Source organism: Pseudarthrobacter phenanthrenivorans, from assembly GCF_000813845.1.
In the GTDB taxonomy this organism is placed as follows: Bacteria; Actinomycetota; Actinomycetes; order Actinomycetales; family Micrococcaceae; genus Arthrobacter; species Arthrobacter phenanthrenivorans_B.
The window spans coordinates 21,657-35,422 of the sequence record NZ_JWTB01000010.1; the positions used below are offsets into that span (position 1 = coordinate 21,657).

At 69.2% G+C, this 13,766-nt stretch carries 13 protein-coding genes; 10 read left to right on the forward strand and 3 right to left on the reverse strand.

The window, feature by feature from the left end; translation table 11 throughout:
- The first annotated feature begins 19 nt into the window (after positions 1-19).
- The 10 genes from hemE to hemL all read left to right on the forward strand — a co-directional run bounded on the left by hemE (position 20) and on the right by hemL (position 11,043).
- Positions 20-1,114 carry a uroporphyrinogen decarboxylase gene (gene hemE, locus RM50_RS05020; protein WP_043450739.1) on the forward strand — a complete coding sequence of 365 codons (1,095 nt, stop codon included), beginning with the start codon at positions 20-22 and terminating at the stop codon, positions 1,112-1,114.
- A gap of 3 nt (positions 1,115-1,117) precedes the next feature.
- Positions 1,118-2,566, forward strand: coding sequence for a protoporphyrinogen oxidase (hemG, locus tag RM50_RS05025; RefSeq protein ID WP_043450611.1), 1,449 nt, complete (start codon positions 1,118-1,120; stop codon positions 2,564-2,566).
- A gap of 112 nt (positions 2,567-2,678) precedes the next feature.
- On the forward strand, positions 2,679-3,623 hold the full coding sequence (locus RM50_RS05030; protein ID WP_156133838.1) for a hypothetical protein: 945 nt from the start codon (positions 2,679-2,681) through the stop codon (positions 3,621-3,623).
- A gap of 110 nt (positions 3,624-3,733) precedes the next feature.
- Complete coding sequence (hemQ, locus tag RM50_RS05035; protein WP_043450615.1) at positions 3,734-4,435, forward strand: hydrogen peroxide-dependent heme synthase; 702 nt, start codon at positions 3,734-3,736, stop codon at positions 4,433-4,435.
- A complete protein-coding gene (locus RM50_RS05040) occupies positions 4,432-5,676 on the forward strand; it encodes a ferrochelatase (protein ID WP_043450616.1) in 1,245 nt (414 codons plus the stop codon). Before hemQ ends, RM50_RS05040 begins: the two co-directional genes overlap by 4 nt.
- A complete protein-coding gene (gene hemC / locus RM50_RS05045; protein WP_043450618.1) occupies positions 5,673-6,671 on the forward strand; it encodes a hydroxymethylbilane synthase in 999 nt (332 codons plus the stop codon). Before RM50_RS05040 ends, hemC begins: the two co-directional genes overlap by 4 nt.
- A 25-nt stretch (positions 6,672-6,696) precedes the next feature.
- The gene (locus RM50_RS05050; RefSeq protein WP_043450619.1) at positions 6,697-7,560 is read left to right on the forward strand and encodes a uroporphyrinogen-III synthase; all 864 of its coding nucleotides are present in this window, start codon (positions 6,697-6,699) and stop codon (positions 7,558-7,560) included.
- Positions 7,561-7,620: 60 nt separating this feature from the next.
- Positions 7,621-8,604: a porphobilinogen synthase gene (hemB, locus tag RM50_RS05055; RefSeq protein ID WP_043450621.1), complete on the forward strand. Its 984-nt coding sequence runs from the start codon at positions 7,621-7,623 to the stop codon at positions 8,602-8,604.
- Complete coding sequence (locus RM50_RS05060) at positions 8,601-9,677, forward strand: LLM class flavin-dependent oxidoreductase (RefSeq protein ID WP_043450626.1); 1,077 nt, start codon at positions 8,601-8,603, stop codon at positions 9,675-9,677. The genes hemB and RM50_RS05060 overlap by 4 nt, the downstream gene beginning before the upstream one ends.
- 34 nt (positions 9,678-9,711) lie before the next feature.
- Positions 9,712-11,043 (forward strand): glutamate-1-semialdehyde 2,1-aminomutase, encoded by a 1,332-nt coding sequence (hemL, locus tag RM50_RS05065; RefSeq protein ID WP_043450628.1) that lies wholly within the window; start codon positions 9,712-9,714, stop codon positions 11,041-11,043.
- A gap of 147 nt (positions 11,044-11,190) precedes the next feature.
- Here the strand turns inward: hemL and RM50_RS05070 are convergent, their stop codons facing one another.
- The 3 genes from RM50_RS05070 to RM50_RS05080 are packed head-to-tail and all read right to left on the reverse strand — an operon-like array spanning position 11,191 to position 13,655.
- On the reverse strand, positions 11,191-11,928 hold the full coding sequence (locus RM50_RS05070) for an amino acid ABC transporter ATP-binding protein (RefSeq protein ID WP_043450631.1): 738 nt from the start codon (positions 11,926-11,928) through the stop codon (positions 11,191-11,193).
- The gene (locus RM50_RS05075) at positions 11,925-12,689 is read right to left on the reverse strand and encodes an amino acid ABC transporter permease (RefSeq protein WP_043450633.1); all 765 of its coding nucleotides are present in this window, start codon (positions 12,687-12,689) and stop codon (positions 11,925-11,927) included. Before RM50_RS05075 ends, RM50_RS05070 begins: the two co-directional genes overlap by 4 nt.
- Before the next feature lie 12 nt (positions 12,690-12,701).
- Positions 12,702-13,655, reverse strand: a complete 954-nt coding sequence (locus tag RM50_RS05080) for an ABC transporter substrate-binding protein (RefSeq protein WP_043450634.1) — start codon at positions 13,653-13,655, stop codon at positions 12,702-12,704.
- Positions 13,656-13,766: the final 111 nt, after the last annotated feature.

Consider the following 13,766-nt stretch of genomic DNA (forward strand, 5'->3'; position numbering starts at 1 on the left):
TTTCGGCACAATCAAGAGCATGACTCCTAGCCCTGCCGTCTCCGCTGCCGGCGCCCTTGCCGCAGACCATCCACTGATGGACGGCCGCACAGCGGACTCACCGCTGATCACGGCCTACCGCGGGGGCAAGCCGTCCCGCCGTCCCGTCTGGTTCATGCGGCAGGCAGGCCGGTCGCTGCCGGAATACCTCAAAGTCCGCGAGGGCATTGCCATGCTGGACTCCTGCCTGCGTCCCGAGCTGGCCTCCGAGATCACGCTGCAGCCCGTCCGCCGCCATGACGTGGACGCCGGCATCTTCTTCTCGGACATCGTCATACCGCTCAAGCTCGCCGGCGTCGGCGTGGACATCGTGCCCGGGGTCGGCCCGGTCCTCGATCAGCCCGTCCGGACGGCGGCGGACGTTGCCGCACTGCCCCAGCTCACGTGGGAGGCCCTGGAGCCGATCCGCGAAGCTGTCCGCCTTACCGTGGGGGAGCTGGGGAAGACGCCGCTGATTGGTTTTGCCGGCGCCCCGTTCACCCTTGCCGCCTACATGGTCGAAGGAAAACCCTCGCGCGACCACCTCGGTCCGCGGACCATGATGCACGCCGACCCGGAAACGTGGAACGCGCTGGCCAACTGGGCAGCCGACGCCTCGGGAATGTTCCTCCAGGCGCAGCTGGAGGCCGGCGCCTCTGCCGCCCAGCTCTTCGACTCCTGGGCGGGCTCGCTGGGACTGGCCGATTACACCAGGTACGTCGCACCGGCGTCGGCCCGCGCCCTGGACCATGTCCGCCACCTTGGTGCCCCGCTGATCCACTTCGGCACCGGAACCTCCGAACTCCTCGTTGCCATGCGCGACGTGGGCGTGGACGTGGTGGGTGTTGACTACCGGCTGCCCCTCGACGAGGCCAACCGCCGGCTGGGCGGAAGCGTGCCGCTGCAGGGCAACATCGACCCCGCACTGCTGGCCGCACCGTGGGACATTCTCGAAGCCCATGTTCGCGAGGTCATCGCCGCCGGTTCCGCCGCTCCCGGCCACGTCCTGAACCTCGGGCACGGCGTGCCGCCGGAAACGGACCCTGATGTCCTGACCCGGGTGGTGGAGCTCATCCACTCCATCTCGCCGGAGTAACCGGTGGGCAGTGCTCCGGGCGGCCCCCGAACGGCGCTGGTGGTGGGCGGTGGAATCTCCGGGCTGCTGGCCGCACGGGACCTCGCCGCAACCGGCTGCACGGTGACCGTGCTGGAGGCGGGACCCGCCTGGGGCGGCTGCGTGGGCAGCCACAAGGTCGCCGGACTCACGCTGGACAGCGGCGCCGAATCCTTCGCCACCCGCTCGGACGCCGTCGCCCGCCTCTGCACCGAACTGGGCCTTGCCGGCAGGATCGTACCCCCGCGGCCGGGCGGTGCCTGGGTTCAGCTCCCCAGCGGACCCCGCGAACTCCCCAGGACCGGCGTCCTCGGCATCCCCGCCAACCCCTGGGACCCGGAGGTGCGCCGCACCCTTGGCGTCCTGGGCTCACTTCGGGCATCCCTGGACCGCCTGCTGCCTGCCTCCGTGGGGGCAGGCGGGGATGTCACCAGCGTCGCCGCCCTGGTTCGCGCCCGAATGGGATCGCGCGTCCTGGAACGCCTGGTCTCGCCGGTGGTGGGCGGCGTCCATTCCGCCGATCCCGGCCTGCTCGACGTCGACATGGTGGCCCCGGGCCTGCGCGCCGGGCTGCGGAAGCACGGTTCGCTCGCTGCCGCGGTGGCAGCGCAACGGCGAGGCCCCGGCACCTCCGCCACGTCTCCTGCTGCCCGGCAGGCCAAAGCCGGTTCCGCCGTCGCGGGCCTCGAAGGCGGCATGCACACCCTCGTGGACGCCCTGGTGGCGGACCTCCGCGGCCGCGGCGTCACCCTTATGGCGAACACCGCCGCCGATGCGGTCTCCCGCACTCCCGACGGCTGGGAGATCGAAGCGGCAGGGAGCACCTTCCACTCGGCCCTGCTGGTGGTGGCCGTGGACGGTCCGGCCGCCGTCGGGCTCCTGGAAGGCGCAGTGCCGGCAATCGCCGGAAAGAAGCCGGCAGCCGGGCCCGACGTCAAGCTCGTCACCCTGGTCCTGGACAACCCGGACCTGGACCGCCGCCCCCGCGGAACCGGCATCCTGGTGGCACCCCAGACGCCGGGCGTCGAGGCAAAGGCGCTGACGCATGCGACGGGCAAATGGGACTGGCTTGAAGCCGCTGCCGGCCCGGGACGCCATGTGGTCCGCCTCTCCTATGGGCGGGTGGACGGTGCCCCGGCGCAACCGGCAGGCCCGGAAACCGACCAGGAACTCTTCGCGGCCGCGCTGCGGGACGCGTCATCCCTGCTTGGCGTCCGCATCACGGAAGGGGACGTACGGGGCTGGGACGTCGTGCGGTGGCGGGGCTCCCTGCCGTTCGCCGCGGTGGGACACCGCGCGCGGGCAGCGGAGATCCGCCAGGCATGCACCGCCGCCGGCGGCCTGGCCGTCGTGGGCGGCTGGGTGGCGGGGAACGGCCTGGCAGCCGTGGTGGCCGACACACGTGAGCAAATCGGCCAACTGGCCGCCGCCTGAACATCGCCGCAGGTCAGCGGCCCGGGTCGAGGGTGAACCCCGCCCGGGTTGCCCGCGGCGGCGCCCTTCCCGGTTTCCAATCGGGACGGCGTTCTGGTTAGGGTCGATGACTATGGTTCAACACAGGTCCGAGCTTTCCATGTCCCGGACCGGTATCCATGGGGGAATCCGACGCGGAGCCGCAGCCGCGGCCGTCGGAGCGGTACTGGTTCTATCCACCGGCGTCCAGGCGTCCCTGGCCGACGATTCCGCACCCCCTCCCCAGGACCCCGCCGCGGAAGCCCGGGCCCAGGACACCACAGGCGGCGCACCCGCCCCTGCCGGCCGCACTCCCGGCGCCAAAGCCCCGTCCATCCTTGCCGTTCCCGGCGCCCTCGTGCCGGCGGTGAAGGCAACCCTGTCCACCGGTTCACCGACGGCCACGGCCGGTGCCACCGCCGATGCGTCCGCCAGCGCACAGCCCCTTCCCGACCTGACGCTTCCCACGGTCCCGGTGACGCCCCTGGCGCCCGGAGTGCCGTCAACCGCATCCGCGGCCGCCGGCAGTCCTTCGTCCCCGGCGCCTGCTGCGCCAGGTTCCGGCACAAAGGCAGGGACCGGCGCAGCGTCCGGGTCTGCTTCCCAGCCGGGACCCGCAGCGGCCCCGCCGCCCGGCACAGCACCTGCCGCCGGCCCTGGCAATGCCGCGGGCGCAGGCAATGCCGCCGGCGTAAACAGTGCTGCAGGCGCGCCCGCAGCCGGTACTGAAGGCGATGCAGGCCCTGCGGGCGCAGGCGGGCCCGCAGTGAGCCAGGACGCGCTGGCGGGAACAACCGGCGCGGCTGCAGCCGCCCCATCGGCTTCAGCCCTCCCGACGGCGTTGTCCATCAACGCACGGAACTCCCAACCCACCCGGGCGCCGCAGGCTGCCGCGGCTTCTGCCGGCCCCACACGCGCAGTGTCCTCCACCCGGCCGCTGCCGGATCTGCAGGCGCCCATGGTCTGGCTGGGTGCTGGACTGGTAGGCGTGGGAGCGGCGGCGGGGCTGGTTTTCCTGCGCATGCGCAGGCCCTTCTAAGGCTGCGGCGCGTGGCCCGCTGCACCGGGAAATGTGACATTGCTCACTTCTACGAGTTGTAGAACTCTTCGGTTTCGCCTTGGGGGCGGCGAAGGGGCAAACTTGTAACCATGAGCCACACTTCTGCCGAATCTGTCACTAAAACCGAAGAATCAGCCGAGCAGTTCTTTACCCTTTGGACGGTTTTCAAGCGGTCGGAGGCAGTGGTCCGCAGCGCTGATGCTGCGGCCGACTTCGAAGCACTGCTGGAACGCCTGACCGCCGCCGGCGTCACGCACCGGGGCAGCTACGACGTCTCGGCCATGCGCGCCGACGCCGACGTCATGGTGTGGCTCCACGGGCCCAAGCCGGAGGCGCTCCAGCAGGCCATCCGCGACATCCGCCGCAGCACCCTGTTTGCCGGGACCGAGATCGTCTGGTCCGCCATGGGCGTCCACCGCGAGGCGGAGTTCGCCAAGAACCACACGCCCGCCTACTCCCGCGGCGTCGCCCCGGCCGAGTGGCTGTGCGTCTACCCCTTCGTCCGCTCCTACGAGTGGTACATCCTGCCCGAAGCTGAGCGCGGCAAGATGCTCCGCGACCACGGCCTCCTGGGCCGCGACTTCCCCCAGGTCATCTCCAACACCGTCTCATCCTTTGCGCTGGGCGACTGGGAGTGGATCCTGGGCCTGGAGGCACCCGAACTTGTTGACCTGGTTGACCTGATGCGCCACCTGCGCGCCACGGAGGCACGCAACCACGTCCGTGAGGAAGTCCCGTTCTATACCGGACGGCGGATCACCGCCGATGAAGTAGCAGAGGTGCTCGCATGAATCCGCTCGACCCCACACTCTCCACCGCCGTCAACCCCGTCACCGAGGCCGGCCGCATGGCGCCCAAGAACTACGACGCCGTCCTGCTCGCCTCCTTCGGCGGCCCGGAAGGGCAGGACGACGTCATCCCGTTCCTCCGCAACGTCACCCGCGGCAGGGGCATCCCGGACGAGCGGCTCGAGGAAGTTTCGCACCACTACCGCGCCAACGGCGGCATCAGCCCCATCAACCAGCAGAACCGCGAGCTCAAGGCAGCGCTGGAAGCCGAACTTGCTGCCCGCGGCATCGACCTTCCTGTGCTGTGGGGCAACCGCAACTGGGCGCCGTACATCCCCGAGACCCTGCAGGCAGCGTACGACGCCGGCCACCGCCGGGTGCTGATGCTCACCACGAGTGCCTACTCCTGCTACTCCAGCTGCCGCCAGTACCGCGAGGACATCGGCATGGCGCTCACGGAGACCGGCCTGGACGGCCGGCTGGAAGTGGACAAGGTCCGCCAGTACTTCGACCACCCCGGTTTCGTGGAACCCTTCGTGGAGGGCACGGCCGCCGGCCTGGCCGAGGTCCGCGCCAAGCTCGCCGCTGCCGGGACGCCCGATGCCCCGGTGCACGTGCTGTTCGCCACCCACTCCATCCCCACCCGCGACGCCGAGGCCGCCGGCCGGTCCGAGGGTGAGCCGCGCGGGTTCGAGGAAGGCTCCGCCTACGTCGCCCAGCACCTCGCCAACGCCGCCGCCGTCATGGGCAGGGTCGAAGCCGAATCCGGCCAGGCCGCGCCGTGGTCCCTGGTGTACCAGTCCCGCTCCGGCGCCCCGCACGTGCCGTGGCTTGAGCCGGACATCAATGACGCCATCGAGGAACTGGCGGGCCAGGGAGTCAAGGGCATCGTCATCGTTCCCCTCGGCTTCGTCAGCGACCACATGGAAGTCGTTTGGGACCTTGACACCGAAGCCATGGAAACCTGCGCGAACCTCGGCCTTGCCGCCACCCGGGTCCCCACGCCCGGCACCCACCGGAAGTTCGTCAACGGGCTCGTGGACCTCATCTGCGAGCGGACCGAGGCCAACAACATCAGCGACCGGCCTGCACTGACGGATCTCGGCCCCTGGTACGACGTCTGCCGGCCGGGCTGCTGCGCGAACTTCCGCGGCGAAAAGCCCACCATCGCAGGCGCCGACACCACCGTTGGCACCGGCCACGACCCGTACCCGGCAACTGCCGGCGAAACGGCCCAGCCGTGACCGTCCGCATCGGAACCCGTGCCAGCAAGCTGGCACTCACGCAGACCCAGCAGACCGCGGACCAGCTTGCCGCGGTCGGAGGATTTCCGGTGGAACTGGTGCATATCCGCACGGACGGCGATGTCCTCACCGGCTCGCTCTCCCAGATGGGCGGCACCGGCGTCTTCGTCGCTGCCCTGCGTGACGCGCTGCTGCGCAATGAATGCGACGTTGCCGTCCACTCCCTCAAGGACCTGCCCACCGGCGCGGCCGTAGGGCTCAGCCTTGCCGCCACGCCGCGCCGGGTGGACGTCCGGGACGTGCTGTGTGCCCGTGACGGGCTGAAGCTGGCGGACCTGCCCGCCGGAGCCCGCGTCGGCACCGGTTCCCCCCGGCGTGCCGCGCAACTGCGCGCCGCACGGCAGGACCTGGAGATCGTGGACATCCGCGGCAATGTGGACACCCGGCTGGGCCGCGTTCCCGGACTGCCCGGCAACGCCACGGACCAGGTGGTGCCCGGGAAGTCATGCGACCTGGACGCAGTGGTGCTGGCTGCCGCCGGACTGGAACGCATCGGCAGGCTGGACGCCGTGACCGAGTACCTCGAAACCGACGTCATGCTTCCCGCCGCCGGCCAGGGATCCCTGGCGATCGAATGCCGGACCGCCGACGCGCCGCCGAAGCCCGGCTCCGCCGAAGGCTCCCGGGAGGTTTTGGCCCAGGCCCTAACCGCCCTTGATGATCCCGACACGCGCCTGGCGGTTACCGCCGAGCGCGCCCTGCTCGCCCGGCTGGAAGCCGGCTGCGCAGCCCCGGTGGGCGCCTACGCCTATCGGAAAGGCAGCATGCTGCACCTGGAAGCCGTGGTGTGCGCCGTTGACGGCACCGCGACGGTCAGGGACAAACGTGCCACGGACGGCCTGACGGAAGTCGGCGCCACCCTGCTCGGCATCGAGCTGGCCGAGGCGCTCCTCGCCGCCGGCGCCGCCGGCATCGCAGATCTGCAGGCGTCCTGACCTGGCGATGACGGAGCCATCCCGCATGTCCGGATCCCGCCAGCCGCCCAGCGACACACCGCTGGGCGGAGCCAGGGTCCTGGTCACGCGCAGCCCGGAACGGTCGGCCGCCCTCGTATCGGCCCTCGCCAAGGCCGGCGCCGAACCCGTCCTGCTGCCGCTCATCGACTTCGAACGGGCACCCGACCAGCACGCCCTCGACGTCGCCTGCGATGCCCTGGCAGCGGGGGCCTTCGACTGGCTGGTGCTCAGCAGCGCCACCGCGGTGCACGTCCTGATCGAAAAGGCGGCCGAGCGGGGCCTTGGGCTGGCCAACCTGGTCCCCGCCGGCACGCGCGTCGCGGCCATCGGCCCGGCAACACGGAGGCTGCTCGAGGCCGGCGGACTGGCCGTTGCCCTCACCCCGCCTGAAGAACAATCCGCCGCCGGCCTGCTGACGGCCTGGGACGGGAGCGGCAGGGTACTCCTCCCGCAGGCGGACATCGCCGCCCCCGCCCTGTCCGAAGGCCTGGCGGCAGCGGGCGCCGCTGTCACCGCCGTGACGGCATACCGCACCGTCGACTATCCAGCGGCAGCGGAGCGCAGGCTCGCCGTGGCGCCGGAAGACGGCGACGGCGGCCCGCAGCCGCCGTCGTACGCCCTCCTCACGCCGGAAACTGCCGCGGCAGAAATTGCCCAGGGCCGGATCGCCGCGGTGATCGCGGCTTCTCCCAGTGCCGTGCGCCGGATCGCGGCGCTGGGCCCCCTGGCGGGCTGCCGGCTGGTGGTGATTGGCCGTTCGACGGCGGATCAGGCCACCACGGTGGGCCTCACCGTGGCCGGCGTGGCCGCGGAACCCACGCCGGAGGGGCTGGTGGCAGCCGTTGCCAAGGCCCTCAACCCGCCCTGACCGGCCCGGTGTAAACCCCCGTTCGAGCACGCTTCTCCAGACAACGCGAAGACAGGATCCATGACTTTCCCCAACCAGCGCCCCCGCCGCCTGCGCACCACCCCCGCCATGCGCCGCCTGACCGCCGAAACCCGGTTGTCCCCGGCCGAACTCATCCTTCCGGCCTTCATCCGGGAAGGACTGACCGAGCCCAACCCCATCACGTCCATGCCCGGCGTGGTCCAGCACACCACCGACACCCTGAAACGGGCCGCCGCGGAGGCTGTTGAACTGGGCTTGGGCGGCATCATGCTGTTCGGCATCCCCGAGACCCGTGACGCCGAAGGTTCGGCATCCCTGGACCCGGACGGCGTGCTGAACAAGGCCATCCGCGACGTCCGCGCGGAGGTGGGCGATGACCTGGTGATCATGAGCGATGTGTGCCTGGACGAGTTCACCGACCACGGCCACTGCGGAGTGCTCGACGCCGACGGGTACGTGGACAACGACCGCACCGTGGAAATCTACGCCCGGATGGCCGTGGCGCAGGCGAAAGCCGGCGCCCACATGCTGGGTCCTTCCGGCATGATGGACGGCCAGATCGCCGCCATCCGCTCGGCACTGGACGACGCCGGCCATGCCAATACCTCCGTCATCGCCTACGCCGCCAAGTACGCCTCGGCGTTTTATGGGCCGTTCCGGGAAGCGGTGGATTCCCAGCTCAAGGGCGACCGGCGGACCTACCAGATGGATGCCGGCAACCGCACCGAAGCCCTCCGCGAGGTGGAACTGGACCTGGCCGAGGGGGCTGACATCATCATGGTCAAGCCGGCCATGAGCTACCTGGACATCGTGGCGGACACTGCCGCCATGAGCCCGGTGCCGGTGGCGGCCTACCAGATCTCCGGCGAGTACGCCATGATCGAAGCCGCCGCAGCCAACGGCTGGATCGACCGCCGCGCAGCCATCACCGAATCAGTCCTGGGCATCCGCCGGGCCGGCGCCCACATGGTCCTCACCTACTGGGCGGCGGAGCTTGCCGGCTGGCTGAAGGAGTCCCGGTGACGGAACAACCGTCCGCCGGACCCACCACGCCCGTGGGGGAGGACCGCATCCTCCTCGGCCTGAACACCTTCGGCGACGTCGGTGTCGAACCGGACGGCAGTCCCCAGCCGCACGCCCAGGTGCTGCGGCAGCTGCTCGAACAGGCCGAGCTGGCAGACGCCGTCGGACTCCATGCCTTCGGCGTGGGGGAGCACCACCGCAAGGACTACGCAGTCTCTGCGCCGGAAGTCTTCCTTGCCGCCGCCGCAGCCCGCACCACACACATCCGGCTGGGCTCCGCCGTCACCGTGCTGAGCTCGGATGACCCCATCCGGGTGTTCCAGCGGTTCTCCACGGTGGATGCCATCTCGAACGGCCGGGCAGAGGTCATGCTGGGCCGGGGATCCTTCGTGGAATCCTTCCCCCTGTTCGGACTGGACCTCGCCGATTACGAGATGCTCTTCGAAGAGAAGCTTGAGCTGTTCAGCAAGGTCCGGACCCACAAGCCCGTGCACTGGGAGGGCCGCACCCGGCCGGCCCTCCACGGCCTCAGCGTCTTCCCGCCCCTGGAGCACCACCTGCTGCCCACCTGGATCGGGGTGGGCGGAACGCCGGAATCGGTGCTCCGCTGCGCGCAGTATGGTTATCCGATTATTTTCGCCATTATCGGCGGCCAGCCGCGGGGCTTCCGTCCCCTGGCCGACCTCTACCGTGAAGCGATGGCCAAGTACGGCCACCCCATGCAGCAGATGGCTACCCATTCACCCGGCCACGTCGCCGACACCGATGAGCAGGCCCGCGAGGAGTTGTACCCGCACTGGCTGGCCCTGCGCAACAAACTCGGGGCGGAGCGCGGCTGGGGTCCGGCCGGCCGCGGCGAGTTCGACGCCCTGTGTTCGTCCGAAGGTGCCCTCTACGTGGGATCGCCCGAGACGGTGGCGCAAAAAATCGTCCGGCTGAAACGGAATCTCGGCGTGGACCGCTTCGACCTCAAATACAGCAACGGGCCGCTGCCGCACGCCGCCATGATGCGTTCCATCGAACTGATGGGCACGGCCGTGGCTCCCCGCGTGGCTGAACTGCTCGCCGGCTAACTGAGCTTGCCGGCCAACTGAGAGAATAGGAACCATGACTTCCAGCAATCCTCGCAACGAGGCACTCTTCGACCGCGCCCGCCAGCTGATGCCGGGCGGGGTCAACTCACCGGTGCGCGCCTTCGGGTCAGTGGGCGGCACCCCGCGCTTCATGGTCTCCGCGAAGGGACCGTACCTCACCGACGCCGACGGCAAGGAATACGTGGACCTGGTCTGCTCGTGGGGTCCCGCGCTGCTCGGCCATGCCCACCCCGCCGTGCTGGAGGCCGTGCACGCTGCCGTTGACCGCGGCCTGTCCTTTGGTGCCTCCACCCCGGACGAGGCCAACCTCGCGGAAATCGTCAAGGAGCGCGTCCCGGCTGTCGAACGCCTCCGGATGGTCTCCACCGGCACCGAGGCCACCATGACGGCGGTCCGGCTGGCCCGCGGATTCACCGGCCGCAACCTGATCATCAAGTTCGCCGGCTGCTACCACGGACACCTGGACGGTCTCCTCGCCGCCGCCGGTTCCGGGGTGGCCACCCTGGCGCTGCCCGGCTCCGCGGGCGTCACCGAAGCCACCGCGGCCGAAACCCTGGTGCTGCCCTACAACGACCTCCAGGCCGTCAAGGAAGCCTTCGCCACCCACGGACCCAACATCGCGGCAGTCATCACCGAAGCCGCACCGGCCAACATGGGCGTCGTCACCCCGGCTGAAGGGTTCAATGCAGGGCTTTCGCGGATCACCCGCGAGCACGGGGCGCTGCTCATCGTTGACGAGGTCCTGACCGGCTTCCGCACCGGCTACTCCGGCTACTGGGGCCTGACCGGCGGCGCGGCGGACGCCGAGGATCCGTGGACGCCTGACCTGCTGACGTTCGGCAAGGTTATCGGCGGCGGCATGCCGACGGCGGCCCTTGGCGGCCGTGCCGACGTCATGGACCACCTGGCCCCCACCGGCCCGGTGTACCAGGCGGGCACGCTGTCCGGGAACCCGGTGGCCATGGCCGCGGGCGTCGCCACGCTGACCCATGCCACCCGCGACGTCTACTCGTTCATTGATGTCCGTTCGCTGGAGTTGTCCTCCGCATTGTCCACCGCACTGGACGCCGCCGGGGTGGACCACTCCATCCAGTTCGCCGGGAACCTCTTCTCGGTTGCCTTCGGCACCTCCGCCCACGGCGTCCACAACTACGCCGACGCCCAGGCGCAGGAAGCCTTCCGCTACGCACCGTTCTTCCACTCGATGCTGGAATCGGGCGTCTACCTGCCGCCGTCGGTCTTCGAGGCCTGGTTCCTGTCCGCCGCGCACGACGACGACGCCATGAACCGGATCTACGACGCCCTGCCCGCCGCGGCGAAGGCGGCCGCAGCCGCCCAAGGCTAGAACCGCCGTCGCCGTGCGCGACATGGCACATTCGCGGCAATGTTGCCCCGCCGCATTGCCGTTAAGTGCCACGTCGCAGGGCCTGGAATACAGGAAAACCCCGGTTTGCATGTGCAACCGGGGTTTTCCTGCGTCGTGGCCGGGTGGCTAGAGGACGTCAGAGAGGAAACCCTTGAGCCTGTCCGTGCGGGGCGCCGTGAAGATCTGCTCCGGGGGCCCGGATTCCACCACCACGCCGGCGTCCATGAAGGTCACGGTGTCCGACACGTTGCGCGAGAAGCCCATCTCGTGGGTCACCACCACCATGGTCATGCCGCCCTTGGCCAGGTCCGCCATCAGGGAGAGGACACCCTTTACCAGCTCGGGATCCAGCGCGGACGTGGCCTCATCGAAGAACATGACCTCCGGCTTCATGGCCAGCGCACGGGCAATGGCCACGCGCTGCTGCTGGCCGCCGGACAGGTTCGCCGGACGCGAGTCCGCTTTGTGCTTCAGCCCCACCAGGTCCAGCTGCTCCAGGGCCTGGCTGCGCGCCTCCTCCTTGGAAAGCTTGCGCAGCTTCCTCAGGGCGAGCGAGATGTTCTCCTCCACCGTCTTGTGCGGGAACAGGTTGAACTGCTGGAACACCATGCCGATCCGGCGCCGGAGTTCGTCCGGGTTGTCCTTCAGCACCGAGCGGCCATCGAGCAGGATATCGCCCTGGTCCGGTTCGATCAGGCGGTTCATGACCCGCAGCAGCGTGGACTTGCCCGAGCCGGACGGCCCGATCACGGAGGCCGTGGTGCCCTGCGGAACGTGCAGGTCGATGCCCCGGAGGACATGGTTGCTGCCGAAGGACAGGTGGATGTTCTTGGCGCTCAGTGTTCCGGACGTGAACCCGCTCATGCCTGCGCTCCCTTCCCGACGACGGCTGCAGCGTCATCCGGCTCTTTCTTTTCCGGCCGGCCGGTGCGCAGCCGGGCATCGATCCAGTTCACGAAATGGGTCAGCGGGATGGTGAGCACCAGGTAGAACACGGCCGCCGCCACGTAGGGCGACAGGTTGCCGGTGGTGGACGCCGCATCCTTGCCGATCTGGAAGATTTCCCGCTCGCTGGCCAACAGGCCGAGGAGGAAGACCAGAGATGATTCCTTGATCAGCGCAATGAACTGGTTGACAAGGGCAGGCAGGACGCGCCGGATGCCCTGGGGAACCACTACCAGGCGCATGGATGCACCGTAGCCGAACCCCAGGGCCCGGGAGGCCTCGAGCTGTCCCTTGTCCACGCTCTGGATGCCGGAGCGGAAGATCTCGCCGATGTAGGCACCGGACATCAGGGACAGCGCCGCGACCGCCATCGGGTACGGGCTGGTGGATCCTGTCAGTTCCCGCACGATGGGCCCGAACCCGAACCCGATGACCAGGATGGTCAGCACCGGCGGAAGGCCGCGCAGGATGTCCGTGTAGACGCGGGCGACCCAGCGTGCCGCTGCGTTCCGGGAGATCCCCATCAGGGCGAGCAGCATTCCGAGAGCTGTGCCGATGATGCCCGAAATGATGGCAAGCACCAGGGTGTTCGGCAAACCGACAGCGAACATCTTGGGGATGACTTCGCCCATCGCCTTCCAGTCAAGGAAGGTGTCCGCGAGTTGCTTGAGGATATCCATGGAACGCCCTGGTTACTTGGCCGCGGGGATCTTGACGGCCTTGCTGCCCGGCTTCCAGCCCTGCGGGGTCTGCTCGGCGGCCGTGGGACGGTCCTTGTACCATTCCGAGGTCAGCTTGGTCCAGGTGCCGTCAGCAATCACTGCGTCCAGTCCGGAGTTCAGGGCGTCGATCAGCGGCTGGTTGTCCTTGTTCACTGCATAGGCGGTGAAGTTCTGGGTGTTCACAACCTTCTCGGCGATCTTGGTGTTGTCGCCTTCCTTGACCTGGCCGGTTGCCTGCTGGGACGGCGCGACCCATGCGTCGATCTGGCCGTTCTTCACGTTGCCGTAGACGGTGTTGTAGTCCGGGAAGCGCACAGGCTCCAGCTTGAGGGTGTTGGTGACGTAGTCGTCCTGGACGGTTCCCTGGACGACGCCGATCCGGACGCCTTCCTTCAGGTCGGCGAAGCCGTTGACCTTGGAGCCGTTCTTGGTGACGACAGCCATGTAGCCGAAGTCGTAGCCGTTGGTGAAGCCAACGGTCTTGCGGCGGGCGTCCGTGGTGGAGATCGAGGAGGATCCGACGTCGAACTGCTTGTTGGCCACCTGGGACAGCAGGGCGGAGAAGTCCGTGGAAGCGAACTCAACCTTGAGCCCGAGCTTGTCGCCGATGGCGCGCAGCAGTTCGTTGTCGTAGCCGGTGAACTTGCCGGACGGGTCGATGAAGATGTTCGGCGGGGCATCGGAAAGGGTTCCGACACGCAGGGTGCCCTCGGTGATGAGGCCGAGCTTGGTCTTGTCGATCTTGTCGATCGGGGTGACGTCGGCGGTGGTGTACTTGTCCAGCGTCTGCTGGTCGCTGCCGGCGAGTGCATCTGTGGGGGTGCCGCTGGGCTGGGAGGAGCCGCCGCCGCAGGCTGCGAGGGAAACCGCGAGGGCAAGTGCAACGGGAGCGGTAGTGAGCCACTTCATCGCTTTGATTTTCATCGGGTTGTCACTTTCGTATGAGTCATAAAGTCGACCGGGCCGCCAGGCAGCGCTGTGGCGCCTGGCACCTGCCCGAAGCCGGTCCGGCCATCCGGGGCAGGGGTGACCGCA